At 63.2% G+C, this 17144-nt stretch carries 10 protein-coding genes, 2 tRNA genes and 3 rRNA genes; 7 read left to right on the plus strand and 8 right to left on the minus strand.

All coding sequences use genetic code 11. The features are described from left to right. Window positions 1–35 precede the first annotated feature (35 nt). Complete coding sequence (locus BN118_RS03845; RefSeq protein WP_005012808.1) at window positions 36–986, minus strand: IS481-like element IS481 family transposase; 951 nt, start codon at window positions 984–986, stop codon at window positions 36–38. 803 nt (window positions 987–1789) lie between these two features. Between BN118_RS03845 and BN118_RS03850 the strand changes: the two genes are divergently transcribed. The 6 genes from BN118_RS03850 (at window position 1790) to vag8 (ending at window position 10212) form a co-directional block, all read left to right on the plus strand. Beyond that, window positions 1790–3320 (plus strand): 16S ribosomal RNA (locus BN118_RS03850). Window positions 3321–3417: 97 nt separating this feature from the next. Continuing rightward, window positions 3418–3494: transfer RNA gene (locus BN118_RS03855), tRNA-Ile, on the plus strand. Between the two features lie 20 nt (window positions 3495–3514). Further along, window positions 3515–3590, plus strand: a tRNA-Ala gene (locus tag BN118_RS03860). 314 nt (window positions 3591–3904) lie between these two features. Then, a 23S ribosomal RNA gene (locus BN118_RS03865) occupies window positions 3905–6786 on the plus strand. Between the two features lie 175 nt (window positions 6787–6961). Next, a 5S ribosomal RNA gene (gene rrf, locus BN118_RS03870) occupies window positions 6962–7074 on the plus strand. The 16S, 23S and 5S rRNA genes sit together here with 2 tRNA genes alongside, the layout of an rRNA operon. A gap of 390 nt (window positions 7075–7464) precedes the next feature. Next, entirely contained in the window at window positions 7465–10212 is a 2748-nt protein-coding gene (gene vag8 / locus BN118_RS03875) for an autotransporter Vag8 (protein WP_014905541.1), read from the plus strand. A gap of 20 nt (window positions 10213–10232) precedes the next feature. On the opposite strand, the gene BN118_RS03880 is transcribed toward vag8, so the two are convergent. The 7 genes from BN118_RS03880 to BN118_RS03910 form a co-directional block, all read right to left on the minus strand. Then, window positions 10233–10856 carry a Maf family protein gene (locus BN118_RS03880; protein WP_010930865.1) on the minus strand — a complete coding sequence of 208 codons (624 nt, stop codon included), beginning with the start codon at window positions 10854–10856 and terminating at the stop codon, window positions 10233–10235. An 11-nt stretch (window positions 10857–10867) separates the two neighbouring features. After that, a complete protein-coding gene (gene rlmH, locus BN118_RS03885) occupies window positions 10868–11338 on the minus strand; it encodes a 23S rRNA (pseudouridine(1915)-N(3))-methyltransferase RlmH (RefSeq protein WP_003813199.1) in 471 nt (156 codons plus the stop codon). An 11-nt stretch (window positions 11339–11349) separates the two neighbouring features. Beyond that, a complete protein-coding gene (rsfS, locus tag BN118_RS03890; RefSeq protein WP_003813196.1) occupies window positions 11350–11736 on the minus strand; it encodes a ribosome silencing factor in 387 nt (128 codons plus the stop codon). A gap of 61 nt (window positions 11737–11797) precedes the next feature. Then, on the minus strand, window positions 11798–12391 hold the full coding sequence (gene nadD / locus BN118_RS03895; RefSeq protein ID WP_010930864.1) for a nicotinate (nicotinamide) nucleotide adenylyltransferase: 594 nt from the start codon (window positions 12389–12391) through the stop codon (window positions 11798–11800). Beyond that, window positions 12382–13293, minus strand: a complete 912-nt coding sequence (gene hemF, locus BN118_RS03900) for an oxygen-dependent coproporphyrinogen oxidase (RefSeq protein WP_010930863.1) — start codon at window positions 13291–13293, stop codon at window positions 12382–12384. Before hemF ends, nadD begins: the two co-directional genes overlap by 10 nt. A gap of 15 nt (window positions 13294–13308) precedes the next feature. Further along, window positions 13309–14649, minus strand: a complete 1341-nt coding sequence (purD, locus tag BN118_RS03905) for a phosphoribosylamine--glycine ligase (protein WP_010930862.1) — start codon at window positions 14647–14649, stop codon at window positions 13309–13311. A 67-nt stretch (window positions 14650–14716) separates the two neighbouring features. Beyond that, a complete protein-coding gene (locus BN118_RS03910; protein WP_010930861.1) occupies window positions 14717–15448 on the minus strand; it encodes a YebC/PmpR family DNA-binding transcriptional regulator in 732 nt (243 codons plus the stop codon). A 154-nt stretch (window positions 15449–15602) separates the two neighbouring features. Here BN118_RS03910 and BN118_RS03915 point away from each other — a divergent pair, with 154 nt between their 5' ends. Next, complete coding sequence (locus BN118_RS03915; protein ID WP_023853666.1) at window positions 15603–17123, plus strand: helicase HerA-like C-terminal domain-containing protein; 1521 nt, start codon at window positions 15603–15605, stop codon at window positions 17121–17123. Window positions 17124–17144: the final 21 nt, after the last annotated feature.

Here is a 17144-nt window from a genome sequence, read left to right on the forward strand (position 1 = left end):
GGTCAGCTTATAGATAGAAGGATGCGAGGGATTGGCTAGTTGTGAACTGTCAATAGGTTGTATTCGTCCAGGTTGAGTCTGGAGATGGGTACAGCGCGCCCGATGCCTTGGTGGGGTCGATGCCAGTTGTAGTGGTGTAGCCAGGATTTCATGGCATCGGCTCGGTGTTGGGAGTTCTGGTAGGTGTGAGCGTAAGCCCACTCACGCAAGGCCGACTGGATGAAGCGTTCGGCCTTGCCATTGGTCTGTGGGCGGTAAGGTCGGGTAAAGCGGTGCTTGATGCCCAGCTCATGGCACAGCGCGGCGAAGGCGCGGCTGCGAAAGGCCGAGCCATTGTCGGTGAGCAAGCGCTGGATGGTCACGCCCAGGCGCTGGTAGTAGGCCACTGCGTCCTTGAGGAACTGGACGGCGCTGGGGAAGCGCTCGTCGGGGTGGATGTCGGTGAAGGCCACGCGGGCGTGGTCATCGATGGCCACGAAGACGAAGTCCCAGCCGGCCCCCTCAACGGTATCGCGTCGGTTGCCCGTGACCCGGTGGCCAGGGCGCTGGATACGTCCCAGCTTCTTGATGTCGATGTGCAGCAGATCGCCGGGGGCCTGATGCTCGTAGCGCACCACCGGCTCGGCCGGCTCCAGGTCGGCCAGGTGCGACAGACCGGCGCGGGCCAGGACGCGGCTGACGGTGCTGGCTGACACGCCCAGCGCCTGGGCGATGCGCGCTTGGGTCAGCCGCTTGCGGCGCAGCTCCACGATAGCCAGCGCCTTGGCCGGCGCAATCGCTCGGGGCGAGACCGTCGGGCGCGAGGACGCATCGGCCAAGCCCGCCTGGCCCTGAGCCAGGAAGCGGCCCAGCCATTTGCGCACAGTCGGCGCGGTGACCCCATAGGCGCGGGCCGCTTCAGGCACACAAACTTGATGGGCGATCAATTGCTGGACCATTTCGAGTCGACGTAGGAAGGTCAATCGGGCATGCTTATGGGTGTTCATCCGGCCGGGCTCCTTGAGTGAACTGGGGGGTCGGCGATTTCCAGTTTCTCAAATCCGGTTCGGATGAACCATGCATACAACCTATTGAATCTTCACAGCTAGGGTACAGGAACTCCGCAAGCAGCGGGTTTATAGTTGTGCTATAGTTCGCCCCCTTCGCAGTTCGGGTTGTCCCGGATGCGAAGCCGGAACCGCGAATCATGCGGTTTGCAGGATCTCCGCCCAGGTGCGGGAGCCGGCAAGCCAGGGCAGGAGGCGCGGGCAGCACCGGGGCAGGGCGGGCGGGATTATGCCGATGTGGCGGTTCCCGGGGTTCTGGCAGGTGTTGTTGCACGACGGTTAACGAATCGCTGCCTTCGGGTTGCAAATTCTGCAAAAGTCGTGTTATAGTTTCGGGCTTGGCAGTTGCCGAAACCTAAGGGTTAACCCTGATGCCGATCGGCGCGGGTGCTGGGGTTTCGAGAAGTGCCAGGTGAGAGGCGCAGGCCTTGAGGAAGGGGGTGAGTCAGGTGCGGAGCAGGCGAGGCCGACTTGACAAGCTGAAAAAACTTCTTCATAATCTCGTTTCTCTGCTGCTGAAAACGCAGCGCCGGTCGGAAGGCCGGTTGGCAGGACCGCTCTTTAACAATTTAACAACCGATAAGTGTGGGCACTTGGTGCGAGCGCACGGTGGTGGCTACGGTCGTCATCGAAAGCAAAGCATTATCAAGTGCTCACTGAATGAAGTAAGGTTTTTTAAACCTCACTTCCTTTGAGCAAGCGATACGGATCCTGGTTTCGATCAGGGTCCACACACAGAGATTGAACTGAAGAGTTTGATCCTGGCTCAGATTGAACGCTGGCGGGATGCTTTACACATGCAAGTCGGACGGCAGCACGGGCTTCGGCCTGGTGGCGAGTGGCGAACGGGTGAGTAATGTATCGGAACGTGCCCAGTAGCGGGGGATAACTACGCGAAAGCGTGGCTAATACCGCATACGCCCTACGGGGGAAAGCGGGGGACCTTCGGGCCTCGCACTATTGGAGCGGCCGATATCGGATTAGCTAGTTGGTGGGGTAACGGCCTACCAAGGCGACGATCCGTAGCTGGTTTGAGAGGACGACCAGCCACACTGGGACTGAGACACGGCCCAGACTCCTACGGGAGGCAGCAGTGGGGAATTTTGGACAATGGGGGCAACCCTGATCCAGCCATCCCGCGTGTGCGATGAAGGCCTTCGGGTTGTAAAGCACTTTTGGCAGGAAAGAAACGGCACGGGCTAATATCCTGTGCAACTGACGGTACCTGCAGAATAAGCACCGGCTAACTACGTGCCAGCAGCCGCGGTAATACGTAGGGTGCAAGCGTTAATCGGAATTACTGGGCGTAAAGCGTGCGCAGGCGGTTCGGAAAGAAAGATGTGAAATCCCAGGGCTTAACCTTGGAACTGCATTTTTAACTACCGGGCTAGAGTGTGTCAGAGGGAGGTGGAATTCCGCGTGTAGCAGTGAAATGCGTAGATATGCGGAGGAACACCGATGGCGAAGGCAGCCTCCTGGGATAACACTGACGCTCATGCACGAAAGTGTGGGGAGCAAACAGGATTAGATACCCTGGTAGTCCACGCCCTAAACGATGTCAACTAGCTGTTGGGGCCTTCGGGCCTTGGTAGCGCAGCTAACGCGTGAAGTTGACCGCCTGGGGAGTACGGTCGCAAGATTAAAACTCAAAGGAATTGACGGGGACCCGCACAAGCGGTGGATGATGTGGATTAATTCGATGCAACGCGAAAAACCTTACCTACCCTTGACATGTCTGGAATCCCGAAGAGATTTGGGAGTGCTCGCAAGAGAACCGGAACACAGGTGCTGCATGGCTGTCGTCAGCTCGTGTCGTGAGATGTTGGGTTAAGTCCCGCAACGAGCGCAACCCTTGTCATTAGTTGCTACGAAAGGGCACTCTAATGAGACTGCCGGTGACAAACCGGAGGAAGGTGGGGATGACGTCAAGTCCTCATGGCCCTTATGGGTAGGGCTTCACACGTCATACAATGGTCGGGACAGAGGGTTGCCAACCCGCGAGGGGGAGCCAATCCCAGAAACCCGGTCGTAGTCCGGATCGCAGTCTGCAACTCGACTGCGTGAAGTCGGAATCGCTAGTAATCGCGGATCAGCATGTCGCGGTGAATACGTTCCCGGGTCTTGTACACACCGCCCGTCACACCATGGGAGTGGGTTTTACCAGAAGTAGTTAGCCTAACCGCAAGGGGGGCGATTACCACGGTAGGATTCATGACTGGGGTGAAGTCGTAACAAGGTAGCCGTATCGGAAGGTGCGGCTGGATCACCTCCTTTAAGAGCTTGAGTGCTCGTGTCAAGTGTCCACGCTTATCGGTTGTTGTTATATAGCTGCTGGATCGGTGGCTGCTGATCCGAGAGAGAAAGGTTTCGCGGGTCTGTAGCTCAGTCGGTTAGAGCACCGTCTTGATAAGGCGGGGGTCGTTGGTTCGAATCCAACCAGACCCACCAAGGTTTCCTGAGAGGGAAATGGGGGTGTAGCTCAGCTGGGAGAGCGCCTGCTTTGCAAGCAGGATGTCATCGGTTCGATCCCGTTCACCTCCACCAAAGCCTGTCCAGAGGATGGGTGTGGGGCGAGACCAGAAGGCGAGAGAGCAACGCTTAGTGCTGCGAGTCAGTGTTAAGCGTTGGGTTTTGGCCCGACAGCTATATATGTTCTTTAACAATTTGGAAGAAGCACAACGTAAAGTGTTCGTTTAGTAGTCGGCGCGAGTCGATGAAGACGGATACGGGTTGTGATTGCATGATTTTGTTCCAAGTCTCAAGAACTGGCTGGGCGCGCAAGCGTTTGGTCAGATGCTTTGAACTTATGAACGGCACAAGCGCGAATGAACAGCACCTATAAGACTTTAGTGTTATAGGATCAAGCGACTAAGTGCATATGGTGGATGCCTTGGCGATCACAGGCGATGAAGGACGTAGTAGCCTGCGAAAAGCTGCGGGGAGCTGGCAAACAAGCATTGATCCGCAGATATCCGAATGGGGAAACCCACCGCGCAAGCGGTATCCCTGGCTGAATACATAGGCCAGTGGAGGCGAACCGGGTGAACTGAAACATCTCAGTAGCTCGAGGAAAAGAAATCAACCGAGATTCCGAAAGTAGTGGCGAGCGAAATCGGAAGAGCCTTTACGATTTAGCATTTTGCATAGTCGAACGGAATGGAAAGTCCGGCCGTAGCAGGTGATAGCCCTGTAGACGAAATGCAGAGTGTGGAACTAGGCGTAAGAGAAGTAGGGCGGGACACGTGAAATCCTGTCTGAAGATGGGGGGACCATCCTCCAAGGCTAAATACTCGTGATCGACCGATAGTGAACCAGTACCGTGAGGGAAAGGCGAAAAGAACCCCGGAAGGGGAGTGAAATAGATCCTGAAACCGTATGCATACAAACAGTCGGAGCCTCTTTATGGGGTGACGGCGTACCTTTTGTATAATGGGTCAGCGACTTACATTCAGTGGCGAGCTTAACCGAATAGGGAAGGCGTAGCGAAAGCGAGTCCGAATAGGGCGTCCAGTCGCTGGGTGTAGACCCGAAACCAGATGATCTACCCATGGCCAGGTTGAAGGCACGGTAACACGTGCTGGAGGACCGAACCCACTAGTGTTGAAAAACTAGGGGATGAGCTGTGGATAGGGGTGAAAGGCTAAACAAATCTGGAAATAGCTGGTTCTCTCCGAAAACTATTTAGGTAGTGCCTCAAGTATTACTGCAGGGGGTAGAGCACTGTTATGGCTAGGGGGTCATGGCGACTTACCAAACCATGGCAAACTCCGAATACCTGCAAGTACAGCTTGGGAGACAGAGCACCGGGTGCTAACGTCCGGACTCAAGAGGGAAACAACCCAGACCGCCAGCTAAGGTCCCGAATTATCGCTAAGTGGGAAACGAAGTGGGAAGGCATAGACAGTCAGGAGGTTGGCTTAGAAGCAGCCACCCTTTAAAGAAAGCGTAATAGCTCACTGATCGAGTCGTCCTGCGCGGAAGATGTAACGGGGCTAAGCGATAAACCGAAGCTGCGGGTGTGCACTTTTAGTGCGCGCGGTAGGAGAGCGTTCTGTAAGCCTGCGAAGGTGGCTTGTAAAGGCTGCTGGAGGTATCAGAAGTGCGAATGCTGACATGAGTAGCGATAAAGGGGGTGAAAAGCCCCCTCGCCGTAAGTCCAAGGTTTCCTGCGCAACGTTCATCGGCGCAGGGTGAGTCGGCCCCTAAGGCGAGGCAGAGATGCGTAGCTGATGGGAAGCTGGTTAATATTCCAGCACCGTCGTACAGTGCGATGGGGGGACGGATCGCGGAAGGTCATCAGGGTGTTGGACGTCCCTGTTGCTGCATTGAAGATGGCGCTTAGGCAAATCCGGGCGCGAGAATCAAGGGTGTGGCACGAGCGAGCAAGTCTCGCGAAGTGATTGGAAGTGGTTCCAAGAAAAGCCTCTAAGCTTCAGCTGTACGAGACCGTACCGCAAACCGACACAGGTGGACGGGATGAATATTCCAAGGCGCTTGAGAGAACTCAGGAGAAGGAACTCGGCAAATTGATACCGTAACTTCGGGAGAAGGTATACCCTGGTAGTGTGAAGCGCCTGCGCGCTGAGCATGAAGGGGTCGCAGAGAATCGGTGGCTGCGACTGTTTATTAAAAACACAGCACTCTGCAAAGACGAAAGTCGACGTATAGGGTGTGACGCCTGCCCGGTGCCGGAAGGTTAAGTGATGGGGTGCAAGCTCTTGATCGAAGCCCCGGTAAACGGCGGCCGTAACTATAACGGTCCTAAGGTAGCGAAATTCCTTGTCGGGTAAGTTCCGACCTGCACGAATGGCGTAACGATGGCCACACTGTCTCCTCCTGAGACTCAGCGAAGTTGAAGTGTTTGTGATGATGCAATCTACCCGCGGCTAGACGGAAAGACCCCATGAACCTTTACTGTAGCTTTGCATTGGACTGTGAACCGGCCTGTGTAGGATAGGTGGGAGGCGCAGAACTCGAGTCGCCAGATTCGAGGGAGCCATCCTTGAAATACCACCCTGGTTTGTTTGCGGTTCTAACCTTGGTCCGTTATCCGGATCGGGGACAGTGCATGGTAGGCAGTTTGACTGGGGCGGTCTCCTCCCAAAGCGTAACGGAGGAGTTCGAAGGTACGCTAGGTACGGTCGGAAATCGTGCTGATAGTGCAATGGCATAAGCGTGCTTGACTGTGAGACTGACAAGTCGAACAGGTGCGAAAGCAGGACATAGTGATCCGGTGGTTCTGAATGGAAGGGCCATCGCTCAACGGATAAAAGGTACTCTGGGGATAACAGGCTGATACCGCCCAAGAGTTCATATCGACGGCGGTGTTTGGCACCTCGATGTCGGCTCATCTCATCCTGGGGCTGTAGCCGGTCCCAAGGGTATGGCTGTTCGCCATTTAAAGAGGTACGTGAGCTGGGTTTAAAACGTCGTGAGACAGTTTGGTCCCTATCTGCCGTGGGCGTTGGATACTTGACGGAGCCTGCTCCTAGTACGAGAGGACCGGAGTGGACGTACCTCTGGTGTACCGGTTGTCATGCCAATGGCATTGCCGGGTAGCTAAGTACGGAAGAGATAACCGCTGAAGGCATCTAAGCGGGAAACTCGTCTGAAGATTAGGTATCCCGGGGACTAGATCCCCCTGAAGGGTCGTTCGAGACCAGGACGTTGATAGGTCGGGTGTGGAAGCGCAGTAATGCGTTAAGCTAACCGATACTAATTGCCCGTGAGGCTTGATCCTATAACTCTCAAGTCTTAATTATTACCGCTGGACAGTAAGCGCCAGCGCCGTTCATACCAACACAACATACACACGCAACCCGCGTCGCTGCCAGTCCCAACCGACTGCCAGGCGCACGCTGTGCTTCTTCCAAATTCAAGCCGTTGACCCTGCGTCAACCGCTTAGCCGGTTACGCCTGACGACCATAGCAAGGTGGTCCCACTCCTTCCCATCCCGAACAGGACAGTGAAACGCCTTCGCGCCGATGATAGTGGATGTACATCTGTGAAAGTAGGTCATCGTCAGGCTTTTATTGCTCAAAACCCCGCAGCCTCACGGCTCGCGGGGTTTTGTTTTTGGGGGTACGCCCAGGCGGCTGGCCCCGCAACGGGCACGACAGCCGCGGCCGGGGGGCCTGTCCCTGCGGGGGGAAGGATACCTGCGGCCCGGGTGCCTGTCCCCGCAGGGGGACAGGCACCTGCAGACATCCCCATCTTCTGACGAACCGCCTGCAGCGTGTGTCAGTCCCCCTGCGGGGACAGACACACGCTGTGGAATCGCGCTTGGGGATTTTTCAGGTTTGAGTGGTCCGTTACCGCCGTGTTGCATCGATTGATATCGAGGCGGCCAAGGCGTTTTCTGTCAATCGTCTTTTTGTGCCTGGTTACTCAATTCCTTTCTAGCCAAGAGGTGTTGAGATGGCAGGACAAGCGAGGGGATGGTACGGCGCAGGCGGACGCCACCCAATACATTTTCAAATTTCGGCGGGCGCTGCGTTGATGCTGGGCCTGCTGGACGTCGCCGGCGCCGCCGCTGTCACGGCAGCGCAGCGAATAGATGGCGGCGCGGCGTTTCTGGGCGATGTCGCCATAGCGACGACCAAGGCGTCCGAGCACGGTATCAACGTGACTGGCCGCACGGCAGAGGTTCGGGTGACGGGCGGCACCATACGGACGAGCGGCAACCAGGCCCAGGGCTTGCGGGTCGGCACGGAGAATGCACCGGACAACACCGCGCTGGGCGCGTCGGTCTTTTTGCAGAACCTGATCATCGAGACTTCCGGGACCGGGGCATTGGGCGTCTCTGTCCACGAGCCACAGGGAGGAGGAGGCACGCGTTTGTCCATGTCCGGGACGACGGTGCGCACGCGCGGCGATGACAGTTTCGCCCTGCAGCTTTCAGGGCCTGCCAGCGCCACCTTGAATGACGTGGCGCTGGAGACGGCCGGCCAGCAGGCGCCCGCGGTGGTGCTGTGGCAAGGCGCACAGTTGAACGCACAGGGGCTGGTGGTTCAGGTCAACGGGGCAGGCGTTTCCGCGATACATGCGCAGGATGCCGGCAGCTTCACGTTGTCGGGCTCGGATATTACCGCCCGGGGCCTGGAAGTCGTCGGGATCTATGTGCAGGAAGGCATGCAGGGGACGTTGACGGGTACGCGGGTCACGACGCAGGGCGATACCGCGCCCGCCTTGCAGGTGGAGGACGCGGGTACGCACGTCAGCATGAACGGCGGCGCGTTGTCGACCTCCGGCGCGAATTCGCCCGCTGCATGGCTGCTGGCTGGCGGTTCCGCGCAGTTCCGCGATACGGTATTGAGGACCGTCGGCGAGGCCTCGCATGGCGTGGACGTCGCTGCGCACAGCGAGGTCGAACTGGCGCATGCGCAGGTGCGGGCCGACGGGCAAGGGGCTCATGGCCTGGTGGTGACGCGAAGCAGCGCGATGGTGCGGGCGGGTTCACTGGTAGAGAGCACCGGAGACGGCGCCGCGGCGCTGCTGGAAAGCGGGCATCTTACGGTGGACGGCAGCGTGGTCCATGGCCACGGCGCGGCCGGGTTGGAGGTCGACGGCGAGAGTAATGTGTCCCTGCTCAACGGCGCACGCCTGTCGTCGGACCAGCCGACGGCGATCAGGCTGATCGACCCTCGGTCGGTCCTGAACCTCGACATCAAGGACCGGGCGCAGCTATTGGGCGACATTGCGCCAGAGGCGCAGCAGCCGGACGGTTCGCCCGAGCAGGCCAGGGTTCGTGTGGCGCTCGCCGACGGGGGGACGTGGGCGGGCCGCACGGACGGCGCGGTCCATACGGTGCGATTGCTCGATCGTGGCGTCTGGACCGTGACGGGCGATTCCCGGGTGGCCGAGGTCAAGCTGGAGGGCGGCACGCTGGCGTTTGCGCCACCTGCGCAGCCCAAGGGCGCTTTCAAGACACTGGTCGCGACGCAGGGCATTTCCGGTACGGGCACGATAGTCATGAATGCACATTTGCCCAGCGGCACGGCCGATGTGCTGGTGGCGCCGCAGGGATTCGGCGACCGGCAGGTGCTGGTGGTCAACAACACGGATGATGGCACCGAGAGCGGCGCGACCAAGGTGCCGCTGATCGAAGACGAACAAGGCCATACGGCGTTCACGCTGGGCAACATGGGGGGACGGGTGGACGCGGGTGCGCGCCAGTACGAATTGACCGCGAGCGAGGCGCAGGCCGACAAGGCCCGCACCTGGCAGCTGACGCCGACCAACGAGTTGTCCACCACGGCGACCGCCGCCGTGAATGCGATGGCGATCGCGGCGTCGCAGCGCATCTGGCAGGCCGAAATGGACGTGTTGCTGCGCCATATGAGCGGCCTGCATTCGATCGGGTCGCCGGGCGGATTCTGGGCGCGCGGCCTGAGCCAGCGCCAGAGGCTCGATACCGGTTACGGACCCTGGCAGAAGCAGACCGTCAGCGGAATAGAGCTGGGCCTCGACAGGCGGGTGGCCGGCGGCGCAACGACGGCGTGGTCCGTCGGCATGCTGGCCGGCTACAGCGAGACCCGGCGCGATGGCGGCGCATACCGCGCCGGGCATGTGCACAGCGCGCACGTCGGCGCGTATGTCTCCTACCTGAATGATTCGGGCTCGTATGTGGATGGCGTGGTCAAGTACAACCGCTTTCGGCATGGTTTCGACATTCGCACGACCGACCTGAAGCGGGTCGATGCCAAGCACCGCAGCCACGGCCTGGGCGCGTTGCTGCGCGGCGGGCGCCGTATCGATATCGATGGCGGCTGGTATGTCGAGCCGCAGGCTTCGGTGGCGTGGTTCCACGCCGGCGGGAGCCGCTATGAGGCCAGCAATGGCCTGCGCGTGCGCGCCGACGGCGCGCATTCATGGGTGTTGCGCGCCGGGGCGGAGGCGGGCCGGCAGATGAGGTTGGCCAATGGCAATATCGTTGAACCCTATGCGCGCTTGGGCTGGGCCCAGGAGCTGGGGGCCGATAACGCGGTCTACACCAACGGCATCAGGCATGTCACGCGTTCGCGCGGCGGATTCGCCGAGGCCCGCGTGGGGGTGGGCGCCTTGCTGGGCAAGCGGCATGCCTTGTACGCCGACTACGAGTATGCCAAGGGCGCGCGGTTCGAGGCGCCCTGGACCTTGCAGCTGGGGTATCGCTACAGCTGGTGACCGCGCGCCGCCGGCGTCGCTCAGGGTACGGCGATGCCGGCGCTGCGCAGCAGGGCGGCGGTTTCGTAGATGGGCAGGCCCATGACGCCGGTGTAGCTGCCCGCGATATGCGAGACGAAGGCGCCGGCCAGGCCCTGTATGCCGTAGGCGCCGGCCTTGCCGTAGGGTTCGCCGCTGTCGCAGTAGCGTTGCAGTTCGGCTTGTTCGAGCGCGCGCATGCGCACGCGCGTGATGGAGACGTCTTCGTACAGCCTGCCCTGGTGGCAGAGGGCGACGGCGGCGTGGACTTCGTGTTCGCGGCCGGACAGGGCCGCGAGCATGCGCAGCGCGTCGGCGCGGTCGGCGGGTTTGCCCAGTACGATGCCGTCGAGAATGACGGTGGTGTCGGCGGCCAGCAGCGGCAGGTCGGGTAGCTGCTGACTGTGCAGCCACGCCTGGCCGCGCTCAGCCTTGTCGCGGGCAGTGCGCCGGACGTAGTCGCACGCGGCTTCGCCCGGATGTTGCGGTTCGTCTTCGCCGGGCGGCGCCGGAACGCGCAGCACGGTGTGTGTCAGGCCGATCTGCAGCAGCAGTTCGCGGCGTCGCGGGCTGGCCGAGGCCAGGTAGAGGCGGGGCGGATCGGCGGCAAGGGTGGCGTCGGACATCGGCGGGCCGTTCAGGCGCGGTGATAGGGGTGGTTGGTCATGATGGCCCAGGCGCGGTAGAGCTGTTCGGCCAGCAGCACACGCACCATGGGGTGCGGCAGCGTCAGCGAGGACAGGCGCAGCAGGCCTTCGCAGGAGGCCTTGAGGGCGGCGTCCAGGCCGTCGGGGCCGCCCACCAGGAAGGCGACGTCGCGCCCGCCGGCGCGCCATTTTTCGAGTTGCTGCGACAGCGCCACGGTGGTGAGGTCGCGGCCGCGCTCATCGAGCGCGATGCGCAGCACGCCGGGCGGCAGCGCCGTTTCGATGCGGCGCGCTTCGGCGGCCATCATTTGCGCCGGCGTCTTGCCGCTGGTGCGCGGTTCGGGCTTGATTTCGCGCAGTTCGAGCGCGCAGTCGGCGGGCAGGCGTTTGGCGTAGTCATCCCAGGCGGTTTCGACCCAGCCGGGCATGCGGGTGCCGACCGCGGCGACGATGAGTTTCATCGCCCCGCCGGTTACAGCGCGCCGGCGCCGGGCATGGCGGGCCGCGTCGATTCGGGCAGCAGTTTGACGCGTACCGGCTTGCCGCCCCAGATCTCTTCGAGGTTGTAGTACTGGCGGATGGCGGGCTGCATGACGTGCACGACGATGTAGCCCAGGTCGACCACGACCCATTCGCCGGTGTCTTCGCCTTCGACGGTGATGCCGGTCAGTTTGAGCGCACGGCCGCGATCGGCCACGCTGGAGGCCAGCGCCCGTGTCTGGCGGTTGGAGGTGGCGCTGGCGATGATGACGCGGTCGAACAGACTGGTCAGCTCGCTGGTGTTGAACACCTTGATGTCTTGCGCCTTGACGTCCTCGAGGGCGTCGATGATGGCGCGTTGCAGTTTTTGTATATCCATAACGATAAATATAACCCGCGGCGCGGGTGTCGATGTGGCGGACTGGGCCCGTTGGACGGGTTCAGCGGTACAGGTGATGCGTGGCGATATAAGCCGCGACCGGCTCGGGCAGCAGGCCGTCGGTGGCGGCGCCGGCGGCCAGGCGCTGGCGGATGTCGGAGGCCGATACGGCCATGGGTGCGAAGGGCAGTTCGTGCAGCTGGCGCCGGTGCGCGGCCAGCCATGCGGCCAGCTCGGCCGGCGGGGCGATCGAGGCGCCGGGCCGGGTGGCCACGGCCAGCTCGATGCGGGCGGCGATGTCCTGCCAGTCGCGCCAGGTGCAGAAATTCTGCAGCTGGTCGGTGCCCAGCAGCCAGAAGTACTGCGGGCCGCCGGGCAGGGCGCGCACGGTGTCGGCGGTGTAGGTGGCGCCGCCGCGCTCGATTTCGACCGGGTTGATGGCCAGGGCGGGGTGGCCGGCGATGGCCAGTTCCAGCATGCGCAGGCGGTGTGGCGCCGAGGCCTTCAGGGGTTGGCGTTGCCAGGGGTTGGCGGCCGGTATCAGTTGTACCTGGTCCAGCCCGAGGAACTGCCTGGCGGTGTCGGCCAGCGCGATATGCGCGACGTGCACCGGGTCGAAGCTGCCGCCGAGCAGGCCGATGCGTGTCACACCCATTCCCGGGGTCGCAGGAACTCGGCCAGGGCGGCTTCGGGCGTGCCGGCCTGCGGCTGCCAATCGTAGCGCCATTGCGCCAGCGGCGGCATGGACAGCAGGATGGATTCGGTGCGGCCGCCCGATTGCAGGCCGAACAGGGTGCCGCGGTCGAACACCAGGTTGAATTCGACGTAGCGGCCGCGCCGGTAGGCCTGGAAGTCGCGTTCGCGTTCGCCGTAGGGCATGTCGCGGCGGGCCTGGACGATGGGCAGGTAGGCGGGCAGGAAGCTGTCGCCGACCGAGCACGTGAGCGCGAACGAGGCGTCGAAGCCGGGTTCGTTCAGATCGTCGAAGAAGATGCCGCCGATGCCGCGGGTTTCGTTGCGGTGCTTGAGGAAGAAGTATTCGTCGCACCACTGCTTGTAGCGCGGGTAGTAATCGGCGCCGTGCGGGTCCAGCGCGTCGCGGCAGGCGCGGTGGAAATGGCGCGCGTCGTCCTCGAACGGGTAGTACGGGGTGAGGTCGAGCCCGCCGCCGAACCAGAACACGTCGGATTCGGCATGCCCGGGGCGCGCGGCGGCCACGAACATGCGCACGTTCATGTGCGTGGTGGGCACATAGGGGTTGCGCGGGTGCAGGACCATGGAGACGCCCATGGCTTCCCAGCCGCGGCCGGCCAGCTCGGGGCGGTGGGCGCTGGCCGATGGCGGCAGGCGCGTGCCCTTGACATGGCTGAACAGCACGCCGGCGCGTTCGAACAGTTGGCCGCCCTCGAGCAGGCGCGACACGCCGCCGCCGCCCTCGGCGCGTTGCCAGGCATCGGTGCGAAACGCCTCGCCGCCGGCCTGTTCGAGCGCGGCGACGATGCGGCCTTGCAGGTCGGTGAGGTAGTCGCGTACGGCGGGAATGGCTACGGCGGTCATAGCGCTAAACGGCGATCAGGCGGTGGGTTTGGGGGCTTTCTGCTGCGAGGGCTTGAGCGCGCGCCAGCCGATGTCGGTGCGGTACTGGCGGCCGTCGAAGTGGATGGCGTCCACGGCCTCGTAGGCGCGGTCGCGCGCGATGCGCACGGAGTCGCCCAGGGCGGTGACGCACAGCACGCGCCCTCCGGTGGTCTTGGTGGCATCGCCGTCCAGGGCGGTTGCCGCGTGGAATACCACGCAGTCTTCCGTTGCGGCGGGCAGGCCGGCGATCACGTCCCCGGTGCGCGGCGTGGCAGGGTAGTTGTGGGCGGCCAGCACCACGCCCAGGGCGGTGCGGCGGTCCCAGACGATGTCGGCCTGGTCGAGCGTGCCGTCGACGGCGTGCTCGAACGCATCAAGCAGGTCGCTCTTGACGCGCATCATGATGGGCTGCGTTTCCGGGTCGCCCATGCGGCAGTTGTACTCCAGCGTCTTGATGGGCCGGTCGGGGTCATCGCCGGCCGCGATCATCAGGCCGGCGTACAGGAAGCCGGTGTAGGGGATGCCGTCGCGCGCCATGCCCTGCACGGTCGGCAGGATGATTTCGCGCATGATGCGGTGGTGCAGCTCGGGCGTGACGACCGGGGCGGGCGAATAGGCGCCCATGCCGCCGGTGTTGGGACCGGCGTCGCCGTCCTTCAGGCGCTTGTGGTCCTGGCTGGTGGCCAGGGCGAGCACATGGCGGCCGTCGCACATGACGATGAAGCTGGCTTCTTCGCCGGTGAGGAATTCCTCGATCACCACGCGCGCGCCGGCCTCGCCCAGCGAGCCGTCGCCCAGCATGGCGTCGATCGCGCCATGCGCTTCGTCCAGCGTCATGGCGACCACCACGCCCTTGCCGGCAGCCAGGCCGTCGGCCTTGATCACGATGGGCGCGCCGTGCTGGTCGACATAGGCGTGCGCCTGGGCCGGATCGGTGAAGGTTTCGTAGCGCGCCGTGGGGATGGCATGGCGGACCATGAAGGCCTTGGCGTAATCCTTCGAGCTTTCCAGCTGCGCGGCCGCCTTGGTCGGACCGAAGATCTTCAGGCCGCGGGCGCGGAACACGTCGACCACGCCGGCGGCCAGGGGCGCCTCGGGGCCGACCACGGTCAGCGACACGCCCTCGCGCTGGACGAAGTCGGCCAGTTCCTCGGCGCTGGTCAGCGGTACGTTCTCGAGCTGCTCGCCCTGCGCGGTGCCGCCGTTGCCGGGCGCCACGTAGACCTTGTGGACGCGCGGGGAGCGGGCCAGACGCCATGCGAGGGCGTGTTCGCGGCCGCCCGAGCCGATTACCAGGAGTTTCATGTTGCGGGGTTTCTGAAGGTTGCCACTCATGCCCGTGGAGAAGGCGCGGCGCTTGCACGGCAAGGCCGGGAAACGGGCGGCATGGCCGCCCGGACGGTTATTGCGCTTCGTCGAACACGACGTTGGTGTAGACCTCCTGCACGTCGTCCAGGCTTTCCAGGACGTCGAGCAGCTTCTGCATCTTGACGGCGTCTTCGCCGGTGAGCTCGGTTTCGTTGAGCGCCTTCATGACCACGCCGTCGACTTCCGCCTTCAGGCCGGCGGCCTCGAAGGCCTGGCGCACGGCGGTGAAATCGGCCGGCGCACAGACGACTTCGATGACGCCTTCCTCGTCGGTGGCGACGTCCTCGGCGCCGGCCTCCAGGGCGGCTTCCATGACGGTTTCCTCGGAGGTGCCGGGCGCGAACACGAACTGGCCGCAGTGCTTGAACATGAAGGCCACCGAGCCTTCCTGGCCCAGGTTGCCGCCATGCTTGGCGAAGGCGTGGCGCACTTCGGCGACGGTGCGGGTGCGATTGTCGGTCATGCAGTCGACGATGACCGCCGCGCCGCCGATGCCGTAGCCTTCGTAGCGGACTTCCTCGTAGCTTTCGCCGTCGGCGCCGCCGGCGCCGCGCTGGATGGCCCGCTGGATGTTGTCCTTGGGCATGTTGGCGTCGGTCGCCTTGTCCCAGGCCATGCGCAGGCGCGGGTTGCTGTCCGGGTCGGCGCCGCCGGCACGCGCGGCGACGGTGATTTCACGAATGATCTTGGTCCAGAGCTTGCCCCGCTTGGCGTCCTGGCGGCCCTTGCGGTGCTGGATATTGGCCCATTTACTGTGTCCGGCCATGGCTTCTCGAAGAATTTGTCGGCAAAGATGCCTATTTTAGCCTGCCTGGGCCCCTGCCGCCCCGCAGGCGTGTGTCGTGCATGCCACGGCCCACAAGCGGCGGCCCAGGCTCTACACTTGGGCGTCCGATTTTGCCCCCTTCCGGAGAGCGGTTATGCCTGATCCCATTGTTATCGCCAAGAATGCCCAGACCGAGCTGGCGCTGCTGCCCGCGCTGGCCAATCGGCACGGCTGCATTACCGGCGCCACCGGCACGGGCAAAACGGTGACGCTTCAGGTGCTCGCCGAAGCGTTTTCCCGTATTGGCACGCCGGTTTTCATGGCTGATGTAAAGGGGGATCTGACCGGGATATCGCAGGCGGGTACGGCATCGCCGAAACTGCAGGAGCGTCTGAAGAACCTGGGCCTGCCCGAGCCGGCCTGGGGCGCCAGCCCGGTATCGCTATGGGATGTGTTCGGCGAACAGGGCGTGCCGATCCGCGCCACGGTGTCGGACATGGGGCCCTTGCTGCTGTCGCGCATGCTGGAGCTCAACGATACCCAGGAAGGGGTGCTGACGCTGGTGTTCCGCGTGGCCGACGACGAGGGGCAGTTGCTGCTGGACCTGAAGGACTTGCGCGCCATGCTGCAGAACGTGGCGGACCGCTCGGCCGAGCTGAAGACGCGCTATGGCAATGTGTCGGCCGCCACGGTGGGCGCCATCCAGCGCGGCCTGCTGCGGCTGGAGTCGCAGGGCGCCGAGCAATTCTTCGGCGAGCCCATGCTGGACGTGCACGATCTGCTGCGCACCGACGCGCAGGGGCGCGGGATGGTCAATATCCTGGCGGCCGACAAGCTGATGCAGGCGCCGCGCCTGTACGGGGTGTTCCTGCTCTGGCTGCTGGCCGACCTGTACGAGAAGCTGCCAGAGATCGGCGACCCGGAGCAACCCGGGCTGGTGTTCTTCTTCGACGAGGCGCACCTGCTGTTCAATGATGCGCCATCGGCGCTGCTGGACAAGATCGAGCAGGTGGTGCGGCTGGTGCGCTCCAAGGGCGTGGGGGTGTACTTCGTGACGCAGAATCCGCTGGACATCCCGGACACCGTGCTGGGCCAGCTGGGCAACCGCATCCAGCACGCCTTGCGCGCCTTCACGCCGCGCGACCAGAAGGCGGTCAAGACGGCGGCGCAGACGATGCGCCCGAATCCGGGGCTGGATATCGAGGCCGCCATCACGGAGCTCGGCGTGGGCGAGGCCCTGGTCTCGCTGCTGGATGCCAAGGGACGGCCGACCCCGACCGAACGCGCCTGGATCCTGCCGCCGGGCAGCCGCATCGGCCCGGCCACCGATGCCGAGCGCCAGGCCTTGAGGCAGGCCATGCCGCTGGCGCCCAAGTACGAGCAGACCGTCGACCGCGAGTCGGCCTACGAGGTGCTGACCGCGCGCGCCGCGGCCGATGCGCCGGCCACGGACGGCGCCCGCGCGCCCGCGGGCAAGAATGGCGCGCCGGCCGCGCCCGCCGAGGAAGGCGGGCTGATGCAAGGCATCAACGAGGTGCTGTTCGGTTCGACCGGTTCGCGCGGCGGCAAGCGCGACGGCGTGGTCCAGAGCGTGGCCAAGAGCACGGCGCGCCAGATGGCGCGCGAACTGGTGCGGGGCGTGCTGGGATCCCTGCTGGGGTCGCGGCGACGCTGAGCGGCAGGCGGCAGATTGTGA

Origin of the sequence: Bordetella pertussis 18323, assembly GCF_000306945.1 — a bacterium.
Classification (GTDB): domain Bacteria; phylum Pseudomonadota; class Gammaproteobacteria; order Burkholderiales; family Burkholderiaceae_B; genus Bordetella; species Bordetella pertussis.

Coding starts and splice junctions, on each gene's coding strand:
- hemF (WP_010930863.1), bottom strand. CDS start 13,293: ATGACCGCCGTAGCCATTCCCGCCGTACGCGACTACCTCACCGACCTG.
- BN118_RS03915 (WP_023853666.1), top strand. CDS start 15,603: ATGCCTGATCCCATTGTTATCGCCAAGAATGCCCAGACCGAGCTGGCG.
- vag8 (WP_014905541.1), top strand. CDS start 7,465: ATGGCAGGACAAGCGAGGGGATGGTACGGCGCAGGCGGACGCCACCCA.
- rlmH (WP_003813199.1), bottom strand. CDS start 11,338: ATGAAACTCATCGTCGCCGCGGTCGGCACCCGCATGCCCGGCTGGGTC.
- purD (WP_010930862.1), bottom strand. CDS start 14,649: ATGAGTGGCAACCTTCAGAAACCCCGCAACATGAAACTCCTGGTAATC.
- rsfS (WP_003813196.1), bottom strand. CDS start 11,736: ATGGATATACAAAAACTGCAACGCGCCATCATCGACGCCCTCGAGGAC.
- BN118_RS03910 (WP_010930861.1), bottom strand. CDS start 15,448: ATGGCCGGACACAGTAAATGGGCCAATATCCAGCACCGCAAGGGCCGC.
- BN118_RS03845 (WP_005012808.1), bottom strand. CDS start 986: ATGAACACCCATAAGCATGCCCGATTGACCTTCCTACGTCGACTCGAA.
- BN118_RS03880 (WP_010930865.1), bottom strand. CDS start 10,856: ATGTCCGACGCCACCCTTGCCGCCGATCCGCCCCGCCTCTACCTGGCC.
- nadD (WP_010930864.1), bottom strand. CDS start 12,391: ATGGGTGTGACACGCATCGGCCTGCTCGGCGGCAGCTTCGACCCGGTG.